Annotated in this window: 26 protein-coding genes; 11 read left to right on the plus strand and 15 right to left on the minus strand. The window is 70.9% G+C overall.

Going from position 1 to position 25,095, the window contains the following annotated elements; all coding sequences use genetic code 11:
* From DZF91_RS04540 to DZF91_RS04550, 3 genes are all read left to right on the plus strand, one after another.
* The coding region (locus DZF91_RS04540) for an ATP-binding cassette domain-containing protein (RefSeq protein ID WP_328589119.1) at positions 1–681 on the plus strand (681 nt) is incomplete at its 5' end.
* Positions 678–2,801 (plus strand): YhgE/Pip domain-containing protein, encoded by a 2,124-nt coding sequence (locus DZF91_RS04545; protein ID WP_117356236.1) that lies wholly within the window; start codon positions 678–680, stop codon positions 2,799–2,801. The genes DZF91_RS04540 and DZF91_RS04545, both read left to right, overlap by 4 nt.
* Positions 2,802–2,821: 20 nt before the next feature.
* Positions 2,822–3,397, plus strand: a complete 576-nt coding sequence (locus DZF91_RS04550) for a TetR/AcrR family transcriptional regulator (RefSeq protein WP_117356237.1) — start codon at positions 2,822–2,824, stop codon at positions 3,395–3,397.
* Between the two features lie 22 nt (positions 3,398–3,419).
* On the opposite strand, the gene DZF91_RS04555 is transcribed toward DZF91_RS04550, so the two are convergent.
* Together DZF91_RS04555 and DZF91_RS04560 are read right to left on the minus strand one after the other, a co-directional pair.
* Positions 3,420–3,887 carry a MarR family winged helix-turn-helix transcriptional regulator gene (locus DZF91_RS04555; protein WP_235834083.1) on the minus strand — a complete coding sequence of 156 codons (468 nt, stop codon included), beginning with the start codon at positions 3,885–3,887 and terminating at the stop codon, positions 3,420–3,422.
* 135 nt (positions 3,888–4,022) lie between these two features.
* Complete coding sequence (locus DZF91_RS04560; protein ID WP_117356238.1) at positions 4,023–4,601, minus strand: hypothetical protein; 579 nt, start codon at positions 4,599–4,601, stop codon at positions 4,023–4,025.
* Between the two features lie 212 nt (positions 4,602–4,813).
* On the opposite strand from DZF91_RS04560, the gene DZF91_RS04565 reads away from it, so the two are divergent.
* Complete coding sequence (locus tag DZF91_RS04565; protein WP_117356239.1) at positions 4,814–5,248, plus strand: hypothetical protein; 435 nt, start codon at positions 4,814–4,816, stop codon at positions 5,246–5,248.
* Between the two features lie 62 nt (positions 5,249–5,310).
* On the opposite strand, the gene DZF91_RS04570 is transcribed toward DZF91_RS04565, so the two are convergent.
* From DZF91_RS04570 to DZF91_RS04590, 5 genes are all read right to left on the minus strand, one after another.
* Positions 5,311–6,876, minus strand: a complete 1,566-nt coding sequence (locus DZF91_RS04570; protein ID WP_117356240.1) for an acyl-CoA synthetase — start codon at positions 6,874–6,876, stop codon at positions 5,311–5,313.
* A gap of 91 nt (positions 6,877–6,967) precedes the next feature.
* Positions 6,968–8,125: a thiolase domain-containing protein gene (locus DZF91_RS04575; protein ID WP_117356241.1), complete on the minus strand. Its 1,158-nt coding sequence runs from the start codon at positions 8,123–8,125 to the stop codon at positions 6,968–6,970.
* On the minus strand, positions 8,118–9,164 hold the full coding sequence (locus DZF91_RS04580) for a thiolase domain-containing protein (protein ID WP_117356242.1): 1,047 nt from the start codon (positions 9,162–9,164) through the stop codon (positions 8,118–8,120). The genes DZF91_RS04575 and DZF91_RS04580 overlap by 8 nt, the downstream gene beginning before the upstream one ends.
* A complete protein-coding gene (locus DZF91_RS04585) occupies positions 9,164–10,120 on the minus strand; it encodes a Zn-ribbon domain-containing OB-fold protein (protein WP_235834084.1) in 957 nt (318 codons plus the stop codon). The genes DZF91_RS04580 and DZF91_RS04585 overlap by 1 nt, the downstream gene beginning before the upstream one ends.
* On the minus strand, positions 10,110–11,675 hold the full coding sequence (locus DZF91_RS04590) for an acyl-CoA synthetase (protein ID WP_117356265.1): 1,566 nt from the start codon (positions 11,673–11,675) through the stop codon (positions 10,110–10,112). Before DZF91_RS04590 ends, DZF91_RS04585 begins: the two co-directional genes overlap by 11 nt.
* Before the next feature lie 157 nt (positions 11,676–11,832).
* Between DZF91_RS04590 and DZF91_RS04595 the strand changes: the two genes are divergently transcribed.
* Positions 11,833–12,645, plus strand: coding sequence for a crotonase/enoyl-CoA hydratase family protein (locus DZF91_RS04595; protein WP_117356243.1), 813 nt, complete (start codon positions 11,833–11,835; stop codon positions 12,643–12,645).
* 398 nt (positions 12,646–13,043) lie between these two features.
* Complete coding sequence (locus DZF91_RS04600; RefSeq protein WP_147340993.1) at positions 13,044–14,690, plus strand: serine/threonine-protein kinase; 1,647 nt, start codon at positions 13,044–13,046, stop codon at positions 14,688–14,690.
* Positions 14,691–14,770: 80 nt separating this feature from the next.
* Here DZF91_RS04600 and DZF91_RS04605 read toward each other — a convergent pair whose 3' ends face one another.
* The 6 genes from DZF91_RS04605 to DZF91_RS04630 all read right to left on the minus strand — a co-directional run bounded on the left by DZF91_RS04605 (position 14,771) and on the right by DZF91_RS04630 (position 17,126).
* Complete coding sequence (locus DZF91_RS04605) at positions 14,771–15,427, minus strand: maltokinase N-terminal cap-like domain-containing protein (RefSeq protein WP_117356245.1); 657 nt, start codon at positions 15,425–15,427, stop codon at positions 14,771–14,773.
* Positions 15,428–15,549: 122 nt separating this feature from the next.
* On the minus strand, positions 15,550–15,732 hold the full coding sequence (locus DZF91_RS04610) for a DUF397 domain-containing protein (RefSeq protein WP_117356246.1): 183 nt from the start codon (positions 15,730–15,732) through the stop codon (positions 15,550–15,552).
* The gene (locus DZF91_RS04615; protein ID WP_117356247.1) at positions 15,719–15,919 is read right to left on the minus strand and encodes a DUF397 domain-containing protein; all 201 of its coding nucleotides are present in this window, start codon (positions 15,917–15,919) and stop codon (positions 15,719–15,721) included. The genes DZF91_RS04610 and DZF91_RS04615 overlap by 14 nt, the downstream gene beginning before the upstream one ends.
* Positions 15,912–16,106 carry a DUF397 domain-containing protein gene (locus DZF91_RS04620; RefSeq protein WP_117356248.1) on the minus strand — a complete coding sequence of 65 codons (195 nt, stop codon included), beginning with the start codon at positions 16,104–16,106 and terminating at the stop codon, positions 15,912–15,914. The genes DZF91_RS04615 and DZF91_RS04620 overlap by 8 nt, the downstream gene beginning before the upstream one ends.
* Positions 16,099–16,293 carry a DUF397 domain-containing protein gene (locus DZF91_RS42590; protein ID WP_117356249.1) on the minus strand — a complete coding sequence of 65 codons (195 nt, stop codon included), beginning with the start codon at positions 16,291–16,293 and terminating at the stop codon, positions 16,099–16,101. Before DZF91_RS42590 ends, DZF91_RS04620 begins: the two co-directional genes overlap by 8 nt.
* Positions 16,290–17,126, minus strand: coding sequence for a helix-turn-helix domain-containing protein (locus tag DZF91_RS04630; protein WP_117356250.1), 837 nt, complete (start codon positions 17,124–17,126; stop codon positions 16,290–16,292). The genes DZF91_RS42590 and DZF91_RS04630 overlap by 4 nt, the downstream gene beginning before the upstream one ends.
* Before the next feature lie 218 nt (positions 17,127–17,344).
* Between DZF91_RS04630 and DZF91_RS04635 the strand changes: the two genes are divergently transcribed.
* Positions 17,345–17,821: a hypothetical protein gene (locus DZF91_RS04635; protein ID WP_117356251.1), complete on the plus strand. Its 477-nt coding sequence runs from the start codon at positions 17,345–17,347 to the stop codon at positions 17,819–17,821.
* 454 nt (positions 17,822–18,275) lie between these two features.
* Here the strand turns inward: DZF91_RS04635 and DZF91_RS04640 are convergent, their stop codons facing one another.
* Together DZF91_RS04640 and DZF91_RS04645 are read right to left on the minus strand one after the other, a co-directional pair.
* Positions 18,276–18,968, minus strand: a complete 693-nt coding sequence (locus DZF91_RS04640; protein ID WP_117356252.1) for a response regulator — start codon at positions 18,966–18,968, stop codon at positions 18,276–18,278.
* Entirely contained in the window at positions 18,965–20,110 is a 1,146-nt protein-coding gene (locus DZF91_RS04645; RefSeq protein WP_199486410.1) for a sensor histidine kinase, read from the minus strand. The genes DZF91_RS04640 and DZF91_RS04645 overlap by 4 nt, the downstream gene beginning before the upstream one ends.
* Before the next feature lie 141 nt (positions 20,111–20,251).
* On the opposite strand from DZF91_RS04645, the gene DZF91_RS04650 reads away from it, so the two are divergent.
* The 4 genes from DZF91_RS04650 to DZF91_RS04665 all read left to right on the plus strand — a co-directional run bounded on the left by DZF91_RS04650 (position 20,252) and on the right by DZF91_RS04665 (position 25,067).
* Positions 20,252–20,998, plus strand: a complete 747-nt coding sequence (locus tag DZF91_RS04650; RefSeq protein ID WP_117356253.1) for an ABC transporter ATP-binding protein — start codon at positions 20,252–20,254, stop codon at positions 20,996–20,998.
* 145 nt (positions 20,999–21,143) lie between these two features.
* Complete coding sequence (locus tag DZF91_RS04655; protein WP_199486411.1) at positions 21,144–23,486, plus strand: ABC transporter permease; 2,343 nt, start codon at positions 21,144–21,146, stop codon at positions 23,484–23,486.
* Positions 23,487–23,694: 208 nt separating this feature from the next.
* Complete coding sequence (locus DZF91_RS04660; RefSeq protein WP_199486412.1) at positions 23,695–24,441, plus strand: alpha/beta fold hydrolase; 747 nt, start codon at positions 23,695–23,697, stop codon at positions 24,439–24,441.
* Positions 24,442–24,533: 92 nt separating this feature from the next.
* Positions 24,534–25,067 (plus strand): cupin domain-containing protein, encoded by a 534-nt coding sequence (locus DZF91_RS04665; RefSeq protein ID WP_117356256.1) that lies wholly within the window; start codon positions 24,534–24,536, stop codon positions 25,065–25,067.
* The last annotated feature ends 28 nt before the right edge of the window (positions 25,068–25,095 follow it).

The raw sequence follows: 25,095 nt of genomic DNA on the forward strand, positions 1-25,095 counted from the left end.
CGCGCGCGGCGCGGGCGGACGGCCGGCGCCCCGGTCCGGGTCGCGGCCGACGACCTGTGCCTGCGCGGACGGCGCGGCATGGTCTACGCCCCCGTCACCTTCGACATTCCGGCGGGCGCGCTGCTCGCCGTCAGCGGCGCGGGCGGGACGGGCCGCACGGCCCTGCTGCTCACGCTCGGCGGCCGGATGAAGCCGTCCGGCGGCACCGCGACGGTCGGCCAGTTCCAGCTCCCCCGCGACCTGCGCTCCGTCCAGCGGATCTCGGCGCTCGGCCTGGTGCCCGGCGTGAACGAGCTGGACCCCGCGCTGACCGTCCGCGAGCACCTCGGCGAGGCCCTCGACCTGCGCGAGGGGCTGTTCGGCCGGTGGCGCGGCCGGGCCCAGCGGATCCGGCACGCGCTGGAGCGCGTCGGCCTCGGCGACCTCGACACCTCGCTGCCCGCCGCCGACCTGTCCCCCGAGGAGGCCCAGCTGCTCGGCGCCGCGTGCGCGCTGGTCGGCCGCCCCGGCCTCCTCCTGCTGGACGACGTGGACGAGGGCCTGCCCCTCGACCGGCAGCGCGCCCTCTGGGAGCGGCTGCGCGCCGTCGCCGACTCCGGCGTCACCGTCGTCGCGTCCTGCCAGGACCCCGCGCCCGCGCGCGGCCTGGCCCTCGATCTGTCTTTGGAGAACCCCCGATGAGACTTCCCTCGCTCTCGACGGGCAACCTCGAGCTGCGACGGTTCCGCAGGCACCCCCTGACGATGGTCGCGCTGGTCGGGATGGTGCTGCTGCCGCTGCTCTACGCCGGGCTGTACCTGTGGTCGTTCTGGGACCCGTACGGCCGGATGCACAACCTGCCCGTCGCGCTGGTCGTGGACGACAGGCCCGCCAAGGCGGAGGGCAAGACGGTCGACGCCGGGCACGACCTGGCGGACGAGCTGAAGAAGCGGCAGGTCTTCGACTGGAAGACCGTGGACGGCACGGCCGCCGAGAAGGGCGTCCGCGACGGGAAGTACTACATGTCGCTGACGATCCCGGCCGACTTCAGCGAGCGGATCGCCGGAGCGTCCGGGAAGTCGCTGCCGACCCCGGCCGACCTCAAGGTCCGGATCAACGACTCGAACAACTACGTCGTCGGGACGCTGGCGCAGGCCGCGTTCAAGGAGATCAGCGCGGCGGCGGGCGACAGCGCGGCCAAGGGCTACTTCGACCAGATCTTCGTGTCGTTCGGGACGCTGCACGGGCAGCTCGAGAAGGCGGCCCAGGGCGCGGGCGAGCTGGCCGACGGCAACAAGAAGCTCGCCGAGGCCGGCGGCAAGGTCGAGGCGGGCGCCGGGAAGCTCAAGAAGGGCATCGACCAGGCGCACGGCGCGTCGCAGCAGATCACCGACGGGCTGGGAACGCTCCAGCAGGGCGCCGACCAGGTCGCGGCCGGGAACCGGCAGCTCGCGGCGGGCGTCCAGCGGCTCGACACCGCCGTGGGGAACGCGGCGGACACGATCGTCCCGCTGCTGCGCGAGCACGCGCCGGAGATCCGGGACGGGGCGCTGCTGGTCGCCCGGGGCGCGGACGCGCTGTCGGCGGGCGCCGGCGAGCTCCCGGCGCAGAGCGCCGACGCGCTCCGCCGCGCCGAGGCCGCGCAGGCCGACCTGAAGCGGTACCTGGCGGCGCACCCGGAGATCCCCGCGGACGTGCGGCAGCAGCTCACCTCCTCCGCGGAGCGCGTGACCGGCGTCGCCCGCCAGGTGAACACCTTCATCCGGACGCACAACGCCGACCTCAAGCGGCTCGCCGCCAACGCGCAGCAGGTCAAGACCGCCGCCCAGAAGATCGCCAAGGACGCGCCGACGCTCGCGGGCAAGGTCGAGGCCGCCCGCAAGAACGTCGACAAGCTCAACGCGGGCGCGCAGCAGCTCGCGTCCGGCTCGGCGGAGCTGTCAACCGGCTCGGGCAAGCTGCTGAACGGCTCGACGCAGCTCACGTCCGGCATCGGGCAGCTCTCGGGCGGCGCGGTGACGCTGGAGACGGCGCTCGGGCAGATCAGCGACGGCAACGCCAAGGCCGCGAAGGGCGGCGGGGAGCTGTCGGACAAGCTGGGCGAGGGCGCGGGCCAGGTCCCGTCCTACGGCTCGGACGAGCGGAACTCCCGCGCGGACATGATGAGCAGCCCGGTCAAGCTCGCCAGCACCACCGAGAACGCCGTGCCGAACTACGGCACCGGGTTCGCGCCGTTCTTCGTCCCGCTGTCGCTGTGGGTCGGCGGGATGATCGTCTACATGCTGCTGCGGCCGGTGAACCCGCGCGCCGCCGCCGGGACCGCGCCCGCCTGGCGGGTCGCGCTCGCGGGCTGGCTGCCCGCCGCCGCGATCGGCGTCGCGCAGGTGCTGGTCGTGCTGGCGGTGCTGCGCTGGGCGCCCGCGCTCGGCCTGCACGCCGAGCGGTGGCCGGGACTGATCGCGTTCCTGTCGCTGGCGTCCGCAGCGTTCCTCGCCGTGATCCAATGGGTGAACGTGAAGTTCGGCCCGGTCGGACGGGTGATCGCACTCGCGCTGCTGATGCTCCAGCTCACCTCGGCGGCGGGCACCTACCCGATCGAGACGAGCCCGTCGTTCTTCCAGGCGATCCGGCCGTTCCTGCCCATGTCCTGGGTGGTGGACGGGGTCCGGCGGCTGATCAGCGGCGGGGAGATGACGCCGGTGTGGCAGGGTACGGGAGTGCTCGCGGCCTTCCTGGCCGGGGCGCTCGTGCTGACCGCCCTCGCCGTCCGCGGCAACCGGGTGTGGACGATGAAGCGGCTGCACCCCGTCCTCAAGCTCTGACCGTCTGACCGGAGGAACACGTGACGCGGACGCCGACGCGGGAGAGGCTGTTCGACGCGGCGATCGAGCTGATCGCCGAGCGCGGGTTCGCCGCCGCCTCGGTCGACCGGATCGCCGAGCGCGCCGGAGTGGCCAAGGGCACCGTCTACTACAACTTCGGCAGCAAGAACGCGCTGTTCACGGCGCTGCTGGAGTTCGGCGTCGAGCGTTTCGGGGCGGCGCTGCGGGACGCGGCGGACGGCCTGCCGCCGCTGGACGCGCTGTCCGCGGTCGTCCGGGCGGAGCTGGTGTTCATCGGCGAGCACGAGCCGTTCGCGCGGCTGCTGCTCGCCGAGACGTGGCGGTCGGGCGGCGACTGGGCGCAGGCGGCGCGGCTGATCCGGGAGCGCGCGATCGGCGCGGTCGGCGACGTCGTCCGCTCGGCGGTGGACGCGGGCGACCTGCGCGCCGACCTGGACGTGGACACGGCCGCGTCGGCGGTGTTCGGGATGGTGCTGATGGTCGCGCTCGACTGGCGCACGCTGCAGCCGGAGCGTCCGCTGGACGAGGTCCACGCCACCCTGATGGACCTGCTCCGCGGCCGCATCGCCACCTGACCCCGCCGGGCCGCGGACGCGGCTAGTCCATGCCGCGGATCTCGGTGATGACGGACGGCATGACGGCGTTGGTGCCCTCGAACCAGTCGAGCAGCGTGCGCAGGGCGTCGTCGTCCAGGGCGGCGACGCGCTCGCCGAAGGCGCTCGCGATCGGGGTGAAGTAGGCGCCGAACGCCTCGACCCGCTCCGGGACGGGCTCGACGATCACGCGCCGCCGGTCCCGCGGGTCGCGGCTGCGCCGGACGTACCCGGCGCGCTCCAGCCGGTCGATCACGGCGGTGATCGCGCCGCCGGTGGTGATCCCCATGAGCCGGGCGAGCTCGCCCGGGGTCTGCGGGCCGTCCAGGACCAGCGCGTTCACGCACTGGGCGTCGGTGACGTTGAGCCCCGCCTTGGCCGCCGTCGCGTGGTGCAGCAGCACCGTGTACATCGTGCCGCGCTGCATGGCCGCGCGCAGTTCCTCGACCGTCCGGGCCCGTTCGGGGGTCACCGATCACCTCCGGGATGTCTCTCGACAGGAGAGACGGTACAGCGTCGCAGGTCACGGGCGGGCGTCCGGGAAGGACGCCCGCCCTTCTCGGTCAGGTGTCAGTCACGGCACGGGCGGAGGCCCGTGCCGCCGGGATCAGTTGCAGGACCTCCCCCAGGCCTGGACGAGCGCCTTCGGCACCGAGCCGCACAGGTTGCCGCCCGTGTCGCTGACGTACACCCAGCTCTGCTGGCTGTCGTCCTTCTTCCAGACGTGCGGGCCGTCCTGCTGCGAGATCGGGTTGTTCTTGAAGCCGATGTCGCCCGCGGCGTAGAACTGCACGCCGCCGTTGGCACCGGTGATCTTGCCGAACAGGACGTGCGTCGGCGTCAGGACGTCCGCACGGGTGCCCTTCGGGTAGGACTTGTGGGCCGCCGCGAAGTAGGTGTCCTGAAGGGCGCCGGACAGGTCGTCCGGCACCGGGAGCTTCACCGCCGACTTCACGCCGCCCTGGGGCTTGGGGGAGGAGCCCGTTCCGGGCTGCGCGCCACCGCTGGAGTCACTGCCGCCGCTTCCATCGGTCCCCTTCGACGACGCTTCCGAGCTGGGCGAGGCGGCGGCGGTGGCCTTGTCGCCGTCGTCGGACTTCTTGGAGTCACCGCAGGCGGCCAGGGCGGGGGAGGCGAGGCAGAGCGCCAGCACGGCGGTCGCGCCCCTCACGATCATCTTGTTCATGCGTCATGAGATACCCGGGGCGACCCGAAGGTTGGCGCGAGGTTGATCTTTTTTACCCGCCGGTATCCCGGCGAAACATGAAAAGCATCACCAAGGACGATCTATACTCGGCAATGGTCTGGACCACTGACCTACGAACCGTGCCGTACCAGGGCGAACCGACCCGTACGCGGCGCGCGCGACGAACACGATTCCGCGCGGGGGGCGAGAGCTTGAGCACCAACATCATCTCCACCGAGACCGTCGGCCTGTCGTCCGGCGAGGAGGCGGCCGTATGCCTGCGGCTGTCCGGCCTGGCCCCCGGTGAGCGCGGCACCCGGACGATCACCGTGCGCTACTGCGACGACCGCGACGCCGTCGTCGCGATGCGCGTCCGCCGCGAGAACGCCCGGTGCCCGCAGGCCGGCGCCATCCGCGTCGGCATCTACGAGGCGTCCCGGCGCCGCCTCCCCTACCCGGTCTTCAGCGGCTCGCTCGCCGACTGCACCAGCCCCGACCGCCCCGAGCGCGGCTTCGGCAACTGGACGGCCCAGGGCGACGGCGCCCCGCACGAGGTCACCTACCAGGTCTGCTGGCACCTCCCCGAGGACGCCCCGGCCGACGACGCCGACCTGACCCTCACCTTCGCCGCCCACGGCCTCGGCTGACCGCTTCCCCTCCTCAAGCCTCCGCGCCCGGCCCTGCCGACCAGGCGCTCCCGGCCCGATGATCAGGCGTTCTCCGCGACCTGCCGGGCCCAGCGGTAGTCGGCCTTGCCCGCCGGGGACCGCTTCATCTCCGGCACGAACGCGTACGTGCGCGGCACCTTGTAGCCCGACAGGTGCGCCCGGCAGTGCGCGTCGAGGCGGTCCGGGTCCGGGGACGCGCCGGGCGCGGGCTGGACGACGGCGGCCACCCGCGAGCCCCAGCGCTCGTCCGCGATCCCGGTGACGACGGCGTCGTAGACGTCCGGATGGCCCTTGAGGACGGCCTCGACCTCCTCCGGGAAGACCTTCTCGCCGCCGGTGTTGATCGCCTGCGAGCCGCGGCCGAACACCGAGATCGTGCCGTCCGCCTCGACGGTCGCGATGTCGCCGGTGAGCAGCCAGCGACGGCCGCCGGCCTCCGGGAACGTGCGGGCGGTCTTCTCCGGGTCGTTGTAGTAGCCGCGCGCGATGTGCCCGGAGCGGGCGAGCTGCCCGATCACCCCCGACCCCGGCCGGACGGGCTCCAGCGCGTCGTCCAGGACGGCGATGTCCGGCACGTCCGGGGTGAAGCGCAGGCCCTTCTCGGGCGCGGACCCGGCGACGGCCTCGGCGGTCGAGCCGGACTCGGTCGAGCCGAACCGGTCCAGGATCATCGTGTTCGGCAGCAGCGCGGCGACGCGTTCGCGGACGGTCCCGGTCAGGATCGCGCCCGTCGAGACGAACGCCAGCAGCGACGAGGTGTCGTAGCCGCCGCGCGCCAGCTCGTCGGCCATCGGGATCGCCATCGCGTCGCCGGTGATCGTCAGCGAGTTGACCCGCTCGCGCTCGATCGTCCGCCACACCTCGGCGGCGTCGAAACGGCGCGTGTACACGACGGTCGCGCCCATGCACCAGGAGATGAACGTGGCCTGCTGCGCCGCGCCGTGCATGAGCGGCGCGACCGGCATCATCACCATCGGCCCGGACGAGCGGGCCAGCTCCACGACGTCCTCGGGCTTCTCGGGCGGCGGGAAGGTCGGGTTCCAGAAGGCGCGGAGCATGCTCTCCATGCCCCACATCACGCCCTTCGGCATGCCCGTCGTGCCGCCCGTGTAGATGATGTAGGTGTCGTCGGCGGAGCGCGGCGGGAAGTCGCGGGCGTCGGACTGCGCGGCCACGGCGTCCTCGTACCGGACGGCCCCCTCGACGGCCGAGTCGCCGACCGCGACCAGGTGCCGCAGCTCGGGCGCGTCCGGGAGGACGGCGGCGATCCGCTCGTCGAACTCGGCGTCGTAGACCAGGGCGACGCTGTCGGAGTCGCGGAACAGGTAGCGCAGCTCGTCCTCGACGTACCGGTAGTTCACGTTGATCGGGACGGCGCGGATCTTCAGCGCGGCGAGGATCGCGGCGGCGTACTCGACGCCGTTGTAGAGCTGGATCGCCACGTGCCGGTGTGGTTCCACCCCGGCGGCGCGCAGGTGGTGCGCGAGCCGGTTGGCGTGCGCGTCCAGCTCGGCGTAGGTCAGGCGGCGGTCGCCGCAGACGACCGCGGTGCGGGTCCCGACCGCGTCGGCGACCCCCTCGAACAGATCGGCGTGGTTGAACTCCATCGTGGCCTCCGGGGGACGGGCCGGGTCGGGCGGCCCGCGGGTCCGGCCGGGGCCCGGTGCGGGTCCCCGGCCGTCCGTCCGGGCCGGTTTCCTAGGGTTTGTCGCTGCCGACGATCCACATCGCGAAGAACTGCGCGCCGCCGCCGTAGGCGTGGCCGAGGGCGCGGCGCGCGCCGTCCACCTGGTGCTCCCCCGCCATGCCGCGCACCTGGAGCGCGGCCTCGGCGAAGCGGATCATCCCGGACGCGCCGATCGGGTTGGACGACAGCACGCCGCCCGAGGCGTTCCACGGGATGTCGCCGTCCAGGGCGGTCGCGCCCGCCTCGGTGAGCTTCCAGCCCTCGCCCTCACCGCAGAACCCGAGGTTCTCCAGCCACATCGGCTCGTACCAGGAGAACGGGACGTACACCTCGGCGACGTCGATCTCGCGGCGCGGGTCGCTGATCCCCGCCTGCCGGTACACGTCGGCGGCGCAGTCCTTGCCTCCCTGCGGGTTCACGGTGTCGCGCCCGGCGAAGAAGATCGGCTCGGACCGCATCGCGGTGCCGTGCACCCAGGCGGGCGGGTTCGGGGCCTGCGCGGCGGCCCGCTCGGACGCCAGGACCATCGCGCACGCGCCGTCCGAGGACGGGCAGGTCTCCAGGTAGCGGATCGGCTCCCAGAGCATCGGCGTCGACTCGACCATCTCGCGCGAGATGCCGGGGATGCGCAGGTGCGCGTAGGGGTTCCTCAGCGCGTTCTGCCGGTCCTTGACGGCGACGAGCGTCCCGATGTGGTCGGGCGCGCCGCTGCGCCGCATGTACGCGCGGATGTGCGGAGCGAAGTAGCCGCCCGCGCCCACGACCAGCGACGTCGTGTACGGGCCGGACACGGTCAGCGCCCACGTCGCGTTCGACTCCGACTGCTTCTCCCACGCGACCGTGAGGACCCGGTCGTGCACGCCCGACTGGACGAGGCTCGCCGCGACGATCGCGGTGGAGCCGCCCACCGACCCGGCGGTGTGCACCCGCATGATCGGCTTGCCGGCCGCGCCGAGCGCGTCGGCGAGGTACCCCTCCGGCGTCATCACGCCCTCGAACAGGTCGGGGGCCTTGCCGATGACGACGGCGTCGATGTCGGTCCAGGTCAGGCCCGCGTCGTCGAGGGCGCGCCGGGCGGCCTCGCGGAGCAGCCCGGCCATCGACACGTCCGGCCGCTTGGTCTTGTAGGCCGTCTGGCCCACGCCGATGACGGCGCACCGGTCAGCCATCGCTCTGCTCTCCCGACATGACGCAGACGAGGTTCTGCTGAAGGCAGGGTCCGGACGCGGCGTGCGCGAGGACGCGTCCGGCCGTGCCGCCGGCGATCCGCGCGGCGGCCTCACCGATCCGGATCAGGCCGGTCGCCATCACCGGGTTCGCGCTGAGCGGCCCGCCGGACGGGTTGACCGCGACGCCGTCGCCGAGTCCGAGGGCGTCCCGCAGGATCAGCTCCTCGTGACTGAACTGGGTGTGGAGTTCGGCGATCTCGACGCCGTCCGTGCCGCCCGCCCGCTCGGCGGCGAGCCGCGCGGACGGCGAGGACGCCAGGTCGCGGAAGCCGGGCTGGTGCGGTTCGCTCCGGTGGTCGATACCGGTGATCCACGCGGGACGTTCGGCCAGCTCACGGGCCCTGTCCCCGGCGGCGAGGACGATCACCGCCGCGCCGTCGGTGACAGGCGCGACGTCGTGCGGCCGCAGCGGCGCGACCTCGTACCCGGCCTTCTCGTCCGGGGCGTCCAGGTGGAGCGCGGACGGGTTGCCGCGTCCGGACGACCGGGCGCGGGCGGCGATCTCCCGGAACCGGGTCTCGTCCGTCCCGGTGTGGTCGAGGTACGCGCGGGCCTGGAGCGCGGCCAGCGAGACCTGGTCGACGCCGAGCGGCGCGAGGTAGTACGGGTCGAGGCCCTGCGTGACGATCTCCGGGTAGTCGCCCTGCGACGTCTTCCCGAACCCGTACACCAGGGCGGTGTCGATCCCGCCGTGCTGGAGCTTCACCCACGCCTCGTACAGCGCCCACGCGGCGTCCATCTCGACGTGGCTCTCGGAGATCGGCGGCCACGCGCCGACCGCGTCGAGCGCGGACACGAACGAGAACGGCGCGCCGGCCAGGTAGTCGTTGGAGCCGGAGCAGGTGAACCCGAAGCGGGTGATGCCCGTGCGCTGCTTGATCTCGGTGACGAGCGGGGCGAGCAGTTCGGTCTCGGACAGCCCCGCGTCCTCGCCGACGTGCCGGGTCTGGGTGAACGCGACGACCGCTACGGGACGCATCAGAGGTAGTCCTTGATCTCGTCGAAGGGGACGTCCGGTTCGCCGGTCGGCTCGAACCACCTGATGTTCGCCATCGACCGGGTCCACTCCTCGCGCGGACGCCACGCGGCGCGCACCCGCATGCCCATCCGCACCTGGTCCGCCGGTATGCCGGCGACCAGCGACAGCATCGTGAGGCCCGCGCCGTCCAGCAGGATGTACGCGGACACGAACGGGACCTCGGGCGCGCGCGGGTCGGGCAGGTTGTTCACCGCGAACGTGGTGACGGTGCCGGTGTCGGGGAGCTCGACCTCCTCCGTCGTCGGGACGCCGTCCTTCGGGCACAGCCCCTTCATCGGGACGATCACCTGCCCGCACACGTCGCACCGGTGGCCGAGGATCCTCCCCTGCTCGACGCCCTCCAGGAACCGGTCGAGCGCCCGGCCGCCGCGCAGCCGGTACTCCAGCCGGCCCGGCGCGTTGATCATCGTGACCTCGGGCTGGAAGCACTCGATGTCGCCGACGCCGCCGACGCGCTCGGCCCGCCAGCGCGGACGCACCCGCATCCCGCTCTTGAGCTGGCGCGGCGGCTGGGCTCCCGGCTCGAAGACGCCCATGTCGAGCGCGTGCAGCATGGCCGTGTCCGCGCCGTCCGGACGGATCAGCGCCCACGCGAACGGACGGTCGAGCGGGTGCGTCTTGCGCGGGTGCGGCACCCACGACCAGCTCGTCACCGTCCCGACCGGGCCGACGTCCACGAACTCGCCGGTGACGTCGTCGCCGGTGTCCGGGTCGTACTCGACGGGCGGGAACAGGACGCGGCCCGCCTTCGTCCGGACGCCCTTCAGGTTGCCGTCGCGCAGCTCGGAGAGGAAGCGTCCGATGACGGGACCGACCGAGCGCGTGTAGCCGCCGGGGAACTCCAGGATGTGGTTCGGGCCGTCCCCGATCTGGTCGGAGGTCTGGTCAGATGGCACGCTCGCGGTCCTTCCAGTACGGGTCGCGGAGCTTGCGCTTGAGCAGCTTGCCGTTCGGCTCGCGCGGCATCGCCTCGATGAAGTCGATCGTCCGCGGCCACTTCATCTTCGCGAGGCGCCCCTCGAGGGACGCGAGGATCTCGGCGGCCAGCTCCGGACCGGGTTCGACGCCCTCGGCGGGCTCCACGACCGCCTTGATCTGCTCGCCCCACTCCTCGTCCGGGATGCCGAACACGGCGACGTCCGCGACCTTCGGATGCAGGACGATCTCGTTCTCGATCTCGGCCGGGTAGATGTTCGCGCCGCCCGAGATGATCAGGTCGGACTTGCGGTCGGACAGGAACAGGAAGCCGTCCTCGGTCAGGTAGCCGATGTCGCCGACCGTGAAGAAGCCGTTCAGCCGCGAGTCCTCGGTCTTGGCCCGGTCGCCCTTGTACTCGAAGTCGCCGCTGGCCATCTTCATGTAGATCGTGCCGGGGGTGTTCGGCGGGACGGGCTCGCCCTCGTCGTCCACCAGCAGCAGTTCGCTGATCGGCCACGCCTTGCCGACCGTGCCGGGATGCGCGCGCCACTCCTGCGGGGACGCGATCGTCCCGCCGCCCTCGGTCGCCGCGTAGTACTCCCAGATGCAGTCGCCCCACCAGTCGAGCATCTGGTGCTTCAGCGGCACCGGGCAGGGCGCGGCGGCGTGGATCGCCCACCGCATGGACGAGACGTCGTACCGCTTGCGCACGTCCTCCGGCAGCGACAGCAGCCGCTTGAAGTGCGTCGGGACCATGTGCGTGTTCGTGATCCGGTACTTGTCGATGAGCCGGAGCGTCTCCTCGGCGTCCCAGCGGTCCACGTAGACGAGCGTGTGGCCCATGTGCAGGGCCGTCCCGCCGAACTGGGTGACGGCCGTGTGGTAGTTCGGCGAGGTGACCAGGTGCGCCTGCGGCTCCCGCCCGGCCGGACGCCCCGGCTGGATGCCGAACAGGCCGAGCAGGAAGGTCATCAGCTCGGCCGAGTCGTCCGGGTCGATGCCGTGCAGGGTGCGCCTGACGCCCTTGGGACGTCCGGTCGTCCCGGACGTGTAGTGCATGGTCGCGCCCGCGGTGCGGTCGTCCGGGAGGGTGTCGGGCTGCCCGTCCTCCAGCTCGGACACGGGCCGGAACCCGGGGACGTCGCCGAACGCGAACCTGCGCCGCACGTCGAGCCCGGCCTCCTCGGCGGCGTCCGCGCCCGCCTCGGCGAACCGCTCGTGGACGAAGAACGCCTTGGCCTCGCTGTCGGCCACGATGTAGCCGATCTCGGGGCCGGTCAGGTGCCAGTTGACCGGCGTGTAGTACCAGCCCGCCTGGAGCGCGGCCAGGTACAGGACCAGACCCTCGACGCCGTTCGGGACGAGCCCGCAGATGCCGTCGCCCGGCTCCAGCCCGAGCGCGCGCAGGCCGTGGACGACGCGGTTCGCGCGGGCGAGCAGGTCCCCCGCGCGGTGTTCCGTCCCGTCCGGATCGACGGCCGCGACCCATTCCGGGTCGGCCTGCGCCAGCCGCCAGAAGCCCAACGATCCCATCGGCTCTCCCTCGGTGATCGCGTGCGTCGCCGGGGCGTCCCACACCCCCGACGGCAAAAGTAGAGCACGTTCTCGTTTTGTCGGGCAACCCCTGTCGGGAACGGACGATCGTCACTAGAATCCGTTCTTGTTTTCCTGGGACGCTCCGGAGGTGGCCATGGCCGAGACGCTGCCGATCAGCACCGAGCACTGCACCGTCGAGCGGGACGGCCACGTCGTCGTCGTCACGATGAACCGCCCCGAGGCCCGCAACGCCCTGTCGTCGGCGATGCTCGTCGGCCTCGCGGACGCGTGGGCCTACATGTCCGAGACGCCGGAGGTGCGCGTCGGCATCCTGACGGGCGCGGCCGGGCAGTTCTGCGCGGGCGCGGACCTCAAGGCGATGGGGAAGCCGCCGTCCGACCCGCGCGTCCAGGAGCGGATGTCGCAGATCCCGAACTTCCACTGGAAGGGCCTGCTGCGCGAGGGGCAGCCGACCAAGCCTCTGATCTGCGCCGTCGAGGGCTACGCCGTCGCCGGCGGCACCGAGCTGCTGGTCGGGACCGACCTGCGCGTCGTCGCCGAGGACGCCACGCTCGGCCTCTACGAGGCGAAGCGCGGACTGTTCCCGATGGGCGGCTGCGCGATCCGGCTGCCCCGCCAGATCGGCTACGCGAACGCGATGGACATCCTGCTGACGGCCCGCTCCGTGACTCCGCAGGAGGCCCTGGCGATGGGGCTGGTCAACAAGGTCGTCCCGTCCGGCACGGCCCTGGCCGCGGCCCGCGACCTCGCCGACCAGATCGCCGCCTGCGGCCCCCTCGCCGTCCAGGCGATCCTGCGCACCTACCGGGAGACCGCCCACCTCCCCGAGCCCGAAGCCCTCAAGATCTCCGACGAGATCGGCTGGCCCGTCATAGGCTCCCAGGACGCCAAGGAAGGCTCCCTGGCCTTCAAAGAGAAGCGCCCCCCGAACTGGTCCAACAGTTAACCCCCCTCCGCACCACAAGACTCCGTGCCAGTGCCCACACACGATTTCCTCGCCTCACCCACTGGAGGTGACGGTGCCCCCGGCGCATCGGCACGCGCCGCGACCGGCGAGCACTCCTCCGCAAGAACCACCTCGGGTATCGGCCGGCACTTAATTAAATTTCTTCCTTGCCGGGAAAGGCACACACACTGCTAGTGCGCGTCCGACGCCCGCCGCGGGCCCATGTCCTCCACGTATGCCCATAGCGACGGGGCGGAGTCATCGCGCCGTCCCGAGCTCTCGGAGCCGGGATTGCGAGGCATCGGGAAAGCGGCCACGCCGGTCCGGCGCCTGGTAAGCGTCTCCTCGGCCGCGATGTTAGGGTGCGTTGATTTGCTCGCAGAGTCGGGAGCGGCGCCGTGCCCAGAGAGTACCGAGAAGGCGACATCATTGGAAACAACCTGCGCTTGGCCTGCAAGTTGGGGAGAGGAGGAATGGGAACCGTATGGCGCGCCCGGCACCTCCTCCTCGAGGCCGATGTGGCGGTCAAGCAACTCATAATGCCGGATGGCCTTTCCGAGGCAGAGTTGCAGAGACTCCTCAGGCGAGCGCTGCGAGAAGCCAGGACAGCGGCTCGGATCCCGCCACATCCTCACATCGTGGGAATGCGCGACGTCTTCGAGCAGGATGGCGTTCCATGGCTGGTGATGAACCTCGTGGAAGGCCGCTCACTGGCTAATACCGTTCGACGGGACGGCCCACTGAGCGTGGAACGGACCGCGACGCTCGGCCTACAGATGGCCGAGGCGCTTAAAATTGTGCACCAACACGGGATTCTGCACCGGGACGTCAAACCCGACAATATAATCCTCGCGCCAGGGGGCAACTCGGTACTCGTCGATTTCGGGATAGCGATCCAGGCGGACGGCGGCTCACTGACAACTCAAGGTGTGCTCATGGGAACGCCGCTCTACATGGACCCCGAGCGCCTCAAAGGACAACGTGGTTCACCGGCGTCGGACCTGTTCTGCCTCGGGGCGACACTGTACTACGCGGTCGAGGGCCACCCCCCGTTCCAGGAGGATCACCACCACGCCACCTACCGTGCGATTCTGGACGGGCGGCACAGGGAGTTCCATCGCGCAGGCCCCCTCGCCCCTCTGATCGGCGGGCTGCTCGCCCCTGATCACGAAGCGCGTATGTCCGGTGATGAGCTGATCTCATCTCTCGAACAGATCCAGCACTTCAGAGAGGAGGTGCCCCGGCCTGCGCACGGGACGACCGGGCCGCACCATGCTCCCAAGGTAGGCCTGTCCACGACAAAGGTAGGCCCGTCCACGACAGAAGAACCGTCGTCTTCGGGCGGCGGAGACGGACGTTTCACCGAAGCGTCATTGCCCTTGACACTGCGGCACGACCTGGCGCGCTGGCTCGGCGTCACCATCAAATGGGACCAGCGGAGCAGGGTCGCCGCCGAGGTGGGCCTCTCACTCGACGATCCTAATATGGAGCGCCCTTTCGAGCTGTTGGATGATGAACAACTGCTCGTCGCGATCGATTTCGTCCTGTCCGCCGGCATGTCAAGGGCCACACCCGACCTTCGCGAACTGCTGGAAAGCAGGAAGGCCGACTACCGCGTCACCGAAGACGGCAGAAGTCTGAGGGCGATAGAAAGAGCGGCGGACACCGACCAGCCACAGGATTCCAGCAGGTCGGCCTCCCAAGTCCTACTTTCCCTCGGGGCCACAGTCCTGTTCTTCGCCTTCGTTGGAAGTGTAATCGGCGCGACCTATCTCGTTCCTTTTCTGGCAGGCACGGGGACGCTGCATTTCAGCGCGGTCCACGCCCTGACCACAAAGACCATGCCTACCAATATTGGAGCCATGGCCTACTATGCATGCTATCTCGTATACCTGTTTCTCATGTACACCCGACCAAGGTCCGACGAAGGCGAGAATCACGGCTGCTTGAGACTGTGCTATCTCGCCACATTCCCCATATTTTACTTCTATTTCATCGGCTTGCTGGTTCGGGGACTCATCTCGATATATCACTGGTTTGCTTGAGCCGGTTGAGTCCGAGGAAGCCGTGGCCGCGCCGTACCAGGTGATCCACCTCGGCGGCGAGGCCGCCGCCGAGGCTGCGGTCAGTCGGGGACGTGGGTGAGGGCGTAGAGGCCTCTTGGGCGGGTGCCGGTGGGGGTGGTCCAGGAGCCTGCGAGGTGGCCGGTCGCGCCTCCGGGGCGGCGGGTCGCGTCGTGCGGGGCCGGGTGCAGGACGCGCAGCAGGCGGACGACGGTCCCCTGCGTTGAGCGCAGTTCCGTGCCGTCCTCGTCGTCCACGGCCGGGGTGGTGAAGTCCTCGGGGACGAGGGGTGCGCCGTCGTAGGAGCGGGTGATCTCCCGGTCCGGGGTGTCGCTGAGGTTCTGGTCCTGGGCCTGGACGCGGCCTTCGATCAGGGCCAGGAGTTGGGCGACCATCACCGGGTCGTGGCAGCCGTCGTAGGCCCAGCGCCGTCCCAGCACGCCGTGCTCCATCGTGCCGACGAGCGCGTGCTCCGCCCCGTCCAGCGGCGCGCCGCGATAGGTGAGCGGCACGAGGTAGGTGGACGGCCGCGTCCCTGAGGAGTCGGTGACCACCTTGAACTCGATCCCGACCTCGCCGTCCGGGTCGTCCAGCCGGAAGCCGCCCACGTCGGTCAGCACCGGCACGTCCGCACCGCGGAACCAGGGGCGGGACGGGAGCCACGCGGCGAGCAGTTCCCGCTTGGACGGCGTGAGTTCGGTCTGATGGATGACGGCCATGCCGAGCGTTCTCCTCCACGAAGGGTGACGACCCCCGAATCCTCCCATCCGCCCAGCTCAGCCCACCACCGAGGACGTACGGCCCGCCCCGGAACATCCGGGACGGGCCGTACGCGAGCTTCCTACCGCAGGCGACCGAGCAGATCGGCGAACCCGTCCCGGCTCACCGGCAGATGCAGTCCTTCCGGAGCCTTCGAGTCACGGATACCGACCACCGGCTCCAACGCCGCGACTTCGACGCAGGTGCTGCTTCCCGTGTCACCCGAGTAACTCGACTTGCGCCACCGGGCATCACGCTGACTCATGACGCCTCCTCAGTGCGGTGAGCAGGGCCCCGAATGCCTGCGGGCTGACGCGCAGATGCGGCTCGTCCGGGGCCTTCGAGTCACGGATGCCGACGGCCGGATTCAGCACGGCCACCTCGACGCACTCCGTACTACCCGTGGCGCCGGAGTAACTCGACTTGCGCCACCGGACGCCAGCTTCACTCATGACGCCTCCTCACCGCCAAGAGCAGGCCCTTGAACGCCTCTCGGCTCACGCCCAGATGCGGCTCGTCCGGAGCCTTCGAGTCACGGATGCCGATCAGCGGATCCAGCGGGGCCACCTCGACGCACTCGCTGCTACCCGAGGCACCCGAGCAACTTGACTTGCGCCACCGGACGCCAGCTTCAGTCATGACGTCCCCTCACCGCAGAGAGCAGGCCCCTGAACGCGCCTTGGCTCACGCCCAGATGCGGCTCGTCCGGAGCCTTCGAGTCACGAATGCCGACGACCGCACCCAGGGCGGCCACCTCGACGCAATCGCTGCTGGCCGTCCCTCCGGAGTAGCTTGACTTGCGCCACCGATGAGCGTGTTCGGTCACAAAGCCTCCCTGATCGAGCGGATCTTGCGCTCGGACTCCGCCACGGACAGAGCCTCGCCTCTCGCCCGATCGAACGCCATGACCACCTGATGCACAAGGGCGGGCGGTTCCACCATGCGCCCGTTGTCCACGGGAGCTTCGACGTAGGCCAAGTCGCTTTCCTCGCTGTAACCGAACACCGCGAGCAGGCCGGTGAGGTAGACGGGCGCGCCATCCGGAATCACCTGAATTGTGACGTTGTGCCGACCCGCGAGTTCGAGCAGGTGGTCGAGCTGCTCCCTATGCACCTCCCGTCCCCCGACGGGTTCCCGGAGCGCCGCCTCTTTGATGAGGGCGACGATGTACGGCGGATTCTCCCGAGCGAGAATGGCCTGGCGCCCCATGCGCACCGCAAGCGCCTGGTCGACCTCATCCTCGGGCGTCTCGGTCTGGAGGATGGCGCGTGCGTACGCCTCGGTCTGGAAGAGTCCCGGGATCAGCGTCGGCGCGAACACCCGAATCGAGTCGGCTCTGGCCTCCTCCTGGGTGTAGCTGATGAAGCCCGGGGTGAGCTCCGCTTCGCGGAGGATGAGCCAGTACAGGTCCGCGAAGATGTCGGCGTCGAAGAGCAGGTCCAGCTTCTCCGCGACGTCGACGTTCGGGATGCGGTACAGGTTCTCGATGGCGCTGATCGTCTTGTGGGAGACGTTGCAGGACGCGCCGACCTCGGTCTGGCTCAGCCCTTCGCGTTCGCGGTAGGTGCGGAGCTTGTGCGCGAAGAGCGCGTAGTTGCTCGACCGGGGGTCGAAGTTGCGGGGGTCGTTCTCGTCCTGTTCCTTGCGGCGTGGAGGCATCGTCGGCTCCAGGGGTTCGAGTGTTCGCGGACGCCCTTCTGTTCGCCGAACGTAACCATACGAATCCGATCCGTGTCACTCGTTCGCCGAAACTGCTGCCACCATTCCTCGGATCGTCCAGATCCGGTTCGCCGGGACGTCCGAAAACCGGATCACCGTTTCCCGGGGCTACCGCGCGGTACGTCGAAACAGGTCGTACTACTGAGGAGTGAAAGGCGATGGCCCTCCACCTGGGACGCAGAGAGAACGAGACGGCGACCACCGAGGCCCCCACGGCACGCCGCTGGCCCTGGTCTCCCCGCCCCGACGGCAGCCGCCCCTGGACGCGCCGTCCGGCCGACGGCACCGCGGACCCGGCCGGAGCCGGCGAGCCGCCCACCCGGACCGTGGTGGTGAAGCAGCGTCCGAGCCGCTGGCGCCGGATGCGGCACAACCCGATCAGCCTCGCCATTCTGGCCGCCGGAATCGCAGCCGCCGCGATCCTCGTCATCGGCATCCTGCTGACGCTGGCCGACGCCAATCCGTCCAACGCGCTCGTGCACGCCACGCTGCACACCGGCAACTGGCTGGCCACGCCGCTGCACGACGCCTTCCCGCGTTCGAATCCGAAGCACCAGCTTTACCTGAACTGGGGCATCACGGCGGGCGTCTACTACGTCCTGGCCCGCGTCCTGTCCTGGCTCACCCGCTTCTGACTACTCGAATTCCGCGGTGTCCAGCGCGAACCCGAACGGCTCCAGCAGATCGAGCGTCTTCCCGATCCGCATAGCGGTGACGCTTCCCCCTAACGGTCGATGTCCGTCCCGGACGAGGTGACCTCCACAACCATCGTCACCTCGTCCGGGGGCATCCACTCGCACGCTCCCGGGAAACAATCTGAGTTCCCGTGGAGCCAGCACGCCGTCACGAATCACGCGGTTCTTCGGCCATTTGCCGCCCTCCCCTCCGCAGAATCAGGATGGGCCACACGACTTGAGACGGCGGACATGAGCGGCACCTCTCCGCAGTGGATTCAGCACATCGGGTTTCGACCATAGGGATGGTCTGCCCGCCGTGACCCGCTGTGGCGGCGGTTCCGCAGATACGCAGATCCCGTAGCCCGCATCCTGGACATTCGGGCTGGGCTCCGGCGGCTTCGGTGGCGCTGCTCTACCGTCTGCGGGGGGCGAGGCCGGCCTCGAAGGCGATGATCGCCAGGTGGACGCGGTCCCGGGCCTCCAGCTTGGCGAACAGGCGCGCGACATGGGTCTTCGCCGTCGCAATGCTGATCACCAACCGCTCGGCGATCTCGGCGTTCGACAGTCCCTGGCCGACGAGGGCCAGCACCTCGCGCTCCCGGTCGGTGATCTCCGCGAGGAGACTCGGGTCCGCGGCGGGCTCGGCGTCCGGTTCGGGGGGCGGGCTCACCGCGGGGGCGGTCGTTCCGGCGAAGTCCGCGATCAGCCGCCGGGTCACGCTCGGTGCGATCAGCGCGTCGCCGGCCGCCACCACGCGGATCGCGTCCAGGATCGCGTCCAGGGCCATGCTCTTGAGCAGGAATCCGCTGGCCCCGGCGCGCAGTGCGCCGTAGACGTACTCATCGTCATCGAAGGTCGTCAGTACCAGCACCTTGGGCGGGTCCGGCTCGGCGGTCGCCCGCCGGGTCGCCTCGATCCCGTCCATGCCCGGCATCCGGATGTCCATCACCACGACGTCCGGACGCAGCTCACGTACCAGGCGCACCGCCTCGCGGCCGTCGTGGGCCTCGCCGACCACCTCCAGGTCGTCGGTGTCGCCGATCAGGATCCCGAGCCCGACCAGCAGCAGCGGCTGGTCGTCCACCAGCAGCACCCGCACGCTCATGCCGGGAGCCTCGCCGTCACCCGGAACCCGCCCTCCGGACGACGGCCCGCGCTGAACTGCCCGGACAGCAACGTCACCCGCTCGCGCATGCCGAGCAGGCCGAAGCCGCTCCCGCCCGCCGCGGCGAGCCTCCGGCGGCCCGGCCCGTCGTCCCCGTCGTCCACCACCTCGATCGTCACCTCCTCCGGCTCGTAGCCGACCGCGACCCGGCACGTCCGCGCCCCGGAATGCCGCACCACGTTCGTCACCGACTCCTGGATGATCCGGAACGCCGACTGTTCGATCTCCGGCGGCAGCGGACGCCGCTCGCCCCGCCAGGTCACCTGGACCCGCACTCCGGCGTCGGCCGTGCGTTCGGCGAGCTGCGGGACGTCGGCCAGGCCACCGGCCGGCGCCAGCGGAGCGGTCTGCGGCATGGCGTCGTCCGGCTCGGCGCGGCGGAGCGCCCCGAGCATGCGCTGCAACTCGAGCAGCGTCTCCCGGCTGGTGGTCTCGATGCCGGTCAGCGCCTGCCGCGCCTGGTCGGGCTTGGTCTCCACGACCCGCGCCGCCGCTCCCGACAGCACCGTGATGATCCCGATGCTGTGCGCGACGCTGTCGTGCAGTTCGCGGGCGATCCGCAACCGCTCGGTCACGACGGCGCGGGCCGCCCTCTGCTCCTCCAGGGCTTCGAGGTATTCACGGCGCTTGCGGTACACCCCGCCGAAGACCCACGCGAGCGCGAACCACAACGCGAGCCCCCCGGCGAACTGGGTCGCGTCGCTGACGGTCTCCCCGGCGGTGTGGGTGACGTTGACGAACGCGACGGGGACGGCCGCGACGAAACCGACGGCGGCGGTCTTCGGCCGCCGGACGGCGAGGTACCCGCCCAGGCCGCCGAGGATGACGAACACGATCGAAGGCCGCGCGCCGAGGATGTCGCCGACGACCGCCTCGCCCAGGACCGCGGCGAAGACCACCGTCGGCAGGCGGCGCACGAGCAGGACCGGAAGGGCGAGCACGAAGAAGAGCCCGGTCCGGGAGGCCGGCATCGTCCAGGCGAGCATCAGCGCGTAGAAGCAGGTGGTGGCCAGCACCGCGGCCTGCGACATCAGCCAGGTCACGCGCTTCGACGTCGAGAGTCGCTGGAGGAGCTCTTCCATACGCAGATCGTATTGAGGGGAATCGTTCCGCGCGTCGGCCCGGGGATGTACGCGCCGTACACCGCCGGGCCGATGACCTGCGGAACAGTGCCATCCACCGGCCGACGCGACGGACGGCGTCCCGTTCCTAGGTTCGTGGCCATGACGAATGCACCGGTGATCGACCTTCGCGATACGACGAAGAAATACGACGACGGCCCACCCGCGCTGGCCGGTGTGACCTTGTCCGTGGCCCATGGTGAGTGCGTGGCGATCCTCGGCCACTCCGGCAGCGGGAAGTCCACGCTGCTGAACCTGATCGCCGGCCTGGACAGGCCGTCCGGCGGCACCGTCACCGTCGACGGCACGCGCGTCGACCAGCTCGGTGAGGCCGGTTCGGCGAAGTACCGCCGGGCCTCGGTCGGCATGATCTTCCAGTTCTTCAATCTGCTCGACGACCTGACCGTGCTGGACAACGTCATGGTTCCGGCGCAGCTGGCCGGGATGGGCAAGGGCGAGGCGAAGCGGCGGGCCGTCGAACTGCTCGGCTCGGTGGGCCTCGACCGGCACGCCGGCGCCTACCCGCAGCGGCTGTCCGGCGGGCAACGGCAGCGGGTGGCGGTGGCCAGGGCCCTCATGAACAAGCCGCCGCTGCTGCTGGCCGACGAGCCCACCGGCGCGCTGGACTCGTCCTCGGCCGAGGACGTGCGCCGGCTGCTGCTGGACCTGAACGGCGAGGGTCGGACCATCGTGCTGGTGACCCACGACGTGCAACTGGCCGCGAGCACCGCGAGCCGCACGATCGAGTTGATGGACGGCGCGGTCAAGCGGGACGTCGTCAACCACGGCAACGGCGCAGGCCTGGCCGCCCGCACGCCGCTGACCCGTCCGGCGGGAGGGGCCGGATGAGACCGCGCAAGCCGCCGATGCCCCCGCTCCCCTTCGAGGCCCGACTCCCTGTTACGGCCCGCCTGCTGCCGGCGGTGAACCGGTGAGCGCCTTGGGCAAGGTCGTACGTTCCGGCGTGGGCCGACGCCGGGTCCAGTCCCTCGTCATGACCCTGACGACGTTCGCCGCGGTGACGTCCTCAGTACTCTCCCTCGGCCTGCTGGCCGTCGTGCAGGCCCCGTTCGAGCACGCGTTCACAACCCGGCACGGGGCGCACCTGGCCGTCCAGTTCAACGGGTCGAAGGTCACGGCCGCGCAGGCCGCCGCCACCGCCCACGCCGAGGGCGTCACCGAGGCGGCCGGGCCGTACCCGATCGCCGCCGCCCTGGACACGACCATCGGAACCGACTGCGCCAAGAAGGCGTGGGCCGGTCACGACAACGGTCCGATCACCGTCACCACCCGGCCCGACCTGGGGAGCACCTCCGGGATGGACCGGTTGGCGCTGACCCGGGGACGCTGGCCGACCGGTCCGGGTGAGATCGCCCTGCCGTGGCAGCACTACGCCGTCGACTGCTTCGGCGGTTCGGTGGTGTTCTCCTCCCTGCCGGGCAGGCCGTCGTTCAAGGTCGTCGGCTTCGCCGCTTCGGTGACCAGCACCGCGACCGCCTTCGCCACCGCGGACGGCTTCGCGCGGCTCACCGCCGCGGGGGCCCAGTCCGACAAGCAGATGCTCTACCGGTTCGCCAAGGCCGGGACCGACGCCGACATCGCCGCCGGCAAGCGGGCCGTGGCCGCCGCCGTCCCACCCGGCACGGTCGAGGCCGGACAGTCGTACCTGACCGCGGAATGGCAGGTGACCGGCAACGCCAAGGCCTACGTGCCGTTCCTGGTCGCCTTCGGGATCTTCGGGCTGCTGCTGTCGGTGCTGATCATCTCGATCGTGGTCAGCGGGGCCGTCGCCGCGGGAGTCCGGCGCATCGGGATCCTGAAGTCGTTGGGCTTCACCCCCTCGCAGGTGGCCCGCGCCTACACCGCGCAGGCCATGATCCCGGCGACGCTCGGCGTGGTGCTCGGCACGGTCGTCGGCAACCTCCTGGCCGTGCCGATCCTGGACGGGGCCACCCAGCAGTTCGGCGAGGCCAGTGCCACGATTCCGATGTGGGTCAGCGCCGTGGTGGCGCTGGGAACCCTGCTGGTCGTCGGCGTCACGGCTTCGATCCCGGCACTGCGGGCCGGCCGCATGCCGGCGGTCCAGGCCCTGCTGGCCGGCCGCACCCCCAAGTCCGGGCGCGGCCGGGCGGCGCAGCGTCTGGCGTCCCGGCTGCCGCTGCCCCGGGCCATGTCGCTGGGACTGGCACAGCCCTTCGCCAAGCCGGGCCGGGCCGTCCTGGTCGGTGCGGCGGTGCTGCTCGGCGCGGTGAGCCTCACCTTCGCGGTGGGGCTGGAGACCGCGTTCAGCAGGTACCTGCAAGCCACCACCTCGGGCTTCAACCACGCGTCGGCGTACGTGATCCCCACGGCCGACGTCGGCAAGCCCTGGGGGCGGTACGGCCCCGACGACCCGCGCCACCAGTACCTGGACGCCCCCAAGGTGGCCGCCGCGCTCGCCAGGACGCCGGGCACGAAGGCCGCGTTCGGCTGGGGCGACAGCGGCGCGACCATGGTCGGCGCGCCGACCGGCGGCGAGACGCCGAAGGTGTTCACGGTCACCGGCGACTTCTCCTGGACGAACCTGGAGCTGGTGTCGGGCCGCTGGTACTCGGCACCCGGCGAGGCCGTCGTCGGCGACAAGCTGGCCACGACGGCGGGGATCCACGTCGGCGACGACGTCACCGTGACGCAGCGGAACAAGCGAACGTCGCTGAAGGTCGTCGGCATCGAGTTCGACACCAATCTGGGCGACTACACGGTCATGACGGACGCGGCCAGTTTCAGCGTCGCCGGTCTGACGCCGCGCGTCGACCAGTTCAACGTCGAGCTGGCCTCGGACGTCAAGGCATCGGAGTGGTCCACCTCGGCCTCCGCCGCGTTGGCCCCGCTGAACGCCTCGGTCCAGCCGAGCTCGGGCGGGAACAACATCGTGGTGCTCACCATGGACGCCCTGGTGGCCGCGCTCACGCTGATGCTGGTCGCGGTCGCCGCGCTCGGGGTGCTGAACACCGTGGTGCAGGAGACCCGGGAGCGGGTCCATGACCTGGGGATCTTCAAGGCCCTCGGGATGACACCCAGGCAGACCGTCGCCATGGTCCTGACCTCGGTGACGCTCACCGGCCTGATCGCCGGGCTCGTCGGCGTCCCGATCGGGGTCGCGGTGGAGAAGGCGACACTGACCCCGATGGCGGACGCGATCGGCCGCCACCTGCCGCCGAGCGTGACCCACGTCTACAGCGCCGGACTGGTCGTCCCGCTGCTGGCAGGCGGACTCGTGATCGCCCTGCTCGGAGCACTGCTGCCGGCCGGCTGGGCGGCCCGCTCTCGGACCGCCACCGCACTGCGAGCCGAGTAGGAACGAGCCGCGCCGCCGATCACCGCGGCAGGAACGCCACTGCCGACTTCCCCGGTTGATGCCTTCGGGAGGTCGGCATTCGGCGTTCTCGGGATCAGGCCGGTGTCAGGGGTTGGACAGGTGGTGGGAGGAGAGTGGGGGCATGACCGAACTTGTCGCTTCGTCTGTTGACGGCCATCTCGTCCGCGCCCTCGATGAGGGGCGCGGGATGAATCTGCTGATCGTGCATGGTGGGGGCGGCAGACCGTCCGACTGGGACGGGGTCGCCCGGCTGCTCACCGACGACTTCCGGGTCGTCCGGATCCATCGGCGGATCTACGAGCCGGACGCCGACATCGTCCTGCCGCACTCCATGGACGTGGAGGCCGCCGACATCGTCGCCGTCGCGCGGCTGCTGGACGCGCCGGTCCTTCTCGTGGGCCACTCCTCCGGGGCCGTCGCGTCGCTGGAGGCCGCGCTGCTCGACCCCTCGGCGTTCGCCGGACTGGCCCTGTACGAGCCGCCCGTGGCGGCGAAACGGCCGGTCGGAGGCTCGGCGCTGGTGCGGGCGCGGGCGCTGCTCGACGCGGGTGAGCCGGTCGAGGCCATGCGGCTGCACCTGCGCGACATCGTCCAGATGCCGGGACCCGAGGTGGACGCCATGTTCGCCACCTCGCGGGTGCGGGACATGTTCGCGGCGCGGGCGGCGGCGTCGAGCGCCGACACCGAGGCGATCGACGCGCTCGGCGTCGGCGTCGAGCGGTACGCGGTGCTCGACCAGCCGACGACCCTGATCCAGGGTGATGAGAGCCCCTCCCTTCTCCGCGAACGCCTGGCCGACCTCGCGGCCGTCCTCCCGGACGCGCGCGTGGCCACCCTCGCGGGGCAGGGCCACGTCGCCAACGTGACCGCGCCGGACCTCCTCGCCGAAGCCGTCCGCGAGGCCGCGGCACGGATCCGGCCGTCCCGCCTCTGACGGCCTCCACGCGGCTCGAAAGTACACCGAATGGTTGAGTAATTACACTTGTCAGTGTACTTTCGAGCCACGCGCTTCCAGGAGGTTTTGCGATGTCCTATCCACAGGACCGGTACCACGGCGAGAACGGCGAGGTCAGCGCCTCTTTCCGGGCGGCCACGGAGAAGCCCGAGCTGGCCTCGCCGTCCGGGATGGAGACCTACTACCTCGCGACCGGGAAGCCCACCGGGCGCGAGAACGACATCGCCACCAACGGGGAGTTCGGCCTCTACCACGTGCGGAACCTGCCACCCGGCGGCGGCACGGGGACGCACTTCCACCGGACGATGTCCGAGTCGTTCTTCGTCACGGACGGCACGCTCGGCGTGTTCGACGGCGTGCGGTGGCGCGAGGCGTCCAAGGGGGACTTCCTGTACGTCCCGGCCGGCGGGCTGCACTCGTTCACCAACCGGTCGGACGACCCGGCGTCGTTCCTGATGCTGTTCACACCCGGCGCGCCGCGCGAGGAGTACTTTGAAGGGGTCGGGCACCTCGCCGCGCTGTCGCGGGCGGAGCGCGAGGACTTCTTCCGGGCGCACGACAGCTACTTCATCGACCTCGGGGACGGGCCGAAGGTCGGCCGCTGACGGTCCCGGGCGCCGGCCGCCACCGCCG

The organism is Actinomadura logoneensis, assembly GCF_003428695.1.
Classification (GTDB): Bacteria; Actinomycetota; Actinomycetes; order Streptosporangiales; family Streptosporangiaceae; genus Spirillospora; species Spirillospora logoneensis.

What these genes read in the sequence shown, in the direction of transcription:
- DZF91_RS04545 (WP_117356236.1), top strand. Translation starts at nt 678, where the DNA reads ATGAGACTTCCCTCGCTCTCGACGGGCAACCTCGAGCTGCGACGGTTC.
- DZF91_RS04560 (WP_117356238.1), bottom strand. Translation starts at nt 4,601, where the DNA reads ATGAACAAGATGATCGTGAGGGGCGCGACCGCCGTGCTGGCGCTCTGC.
- DZF91_RS04570 (WP_117356240.1), bottom strand. Translation starts at nt 6,876, where the DNA reads ATGGAGTTCAACCACGCCGATCTGTTCGAGGGGGTCGCCGACGCGGTC.
- DZF91_RS04575 (WP_117356241.1), bottom strand. Translation starts at nt 8,125, where the DNA reads ATGGCTGACCGGTGCGCCGTCATCGGCGTGGGCCAGACGGCCTACAAG.
- DZF91_RS04580 (WP_117356242.1), bottom strand. Translation starts at nt 9,164, where the DNA reads ATGCGTCCCGTAGCGGTCGTCGCGTTCACCCAGACCCGGCACGTCGGC.
- DZF91_RS04590 (WP_117356265.1), bottom strand. Translation starts at nt 11,675, where the DNA reads ATGGGATCGTTGGGCTTCTGGCGGCTGGCGCAGGCCGACCCGGAATGG.
- DZF91_RS04595 (WP_117356243.1), top strand. Translation starts at nt 11,833, where the DNA reads ATGGCCGAGACGCTGCCGATCAGCACCGAGCACTGCACCGTCGAGCGG.
- DZF91_RS04605 (WP_117356245.1), bottom strand. Translation starts at nt 15,427, where the DNA reads ATGGCCGTCATCCATCAGACCGAACTCACGCCGTCCAAGCGGGAACTG.
- DZF91_RS04610 (WP_117356246.1), bottom strand. Translation starts at nt 15,732, where the DNA reads ATGAGTCAGCGTGATGCCCGGTGGCGCAAGTCGAGTTACTCGGGTGAC.
- DZF91_RS04615 (WP_117356247.1), bottom strand. Translation starts at nt 15,919, where the DNA reads ATGAGTGAAGCTGGCGTCCGGTGGCGCAAGTCGAGTTACTCCGGCGCC.
- DZF91_RS04620 (WP_117356248.1), bottom strand. Translation starts at nt 16,106, where the DNA reads ATGACTGAAGCTGGCGTCCGGTGGCGCAAGTCAAGTTGCTCGGGTGCC.
- DZF91_RS04630 (WP_117356250.1), bottom strand. Translation starts at nt 17,126, where the DNA reads ATGCCTCCACGCCGCAAGGAACAGGACGAGAACGACCCCCGCAACTTC.
- DZF91_RS04635 (WP_117356251.1), top strand. Translation starts at nt 17,345, where the DNA reads ATGGCCCTCCACCTGGGACGCAGAGAGAACGAGACGGCGACCACCGAG.
- DZF91_RS04640 (WP_117356252.1), bottom strand. Translation starts at nt 18,968, where the DNA reads ATGAGCGTGCGGGTGCTGCTGGTGGACGACCAGCCGCTGCTGCTGGTC.
- DZF91_RS04645 (WP_199486410.1), bottom strand. Translation starts at nt 20,110, where the DNA reads ATGGAAGAGCTCCTCCAGCGACTCTCGACGTCGAAGCGCGTGACCTGG.
- DZF91_RS04650 (WP_117356253.1), top strand. Translation starts at nt 20,252, where the DNA reads ATGACGAATGCACCGGTGATCGACCTTCGCGATACGACGAAGAAATAC.
- DZF91_RS04655 (WP_199486411.1), top strand. Translation starts at nt 21,144, where the DNA reads ATGACCCTGACGACGTTCGCCGCGGTGACGTCCTCAGTACTCTCCCTC.
- DZF91_RS04660 (WP_199486412.1), top strand. Translation starts at nt 23,695, where the DNA reads ATGAATCTGCTGATCGTGCATGGTGGGGGCGGCAGACCGTCCGACTGG.
- DZF91_RS04665 (WP_117356256.1), top strand. Translation starts at nt 24,534, where the DNA reads ATGTCCTATCCACAGGACCGGTACCACGGCGAGAACGGCGAGGTCAGC.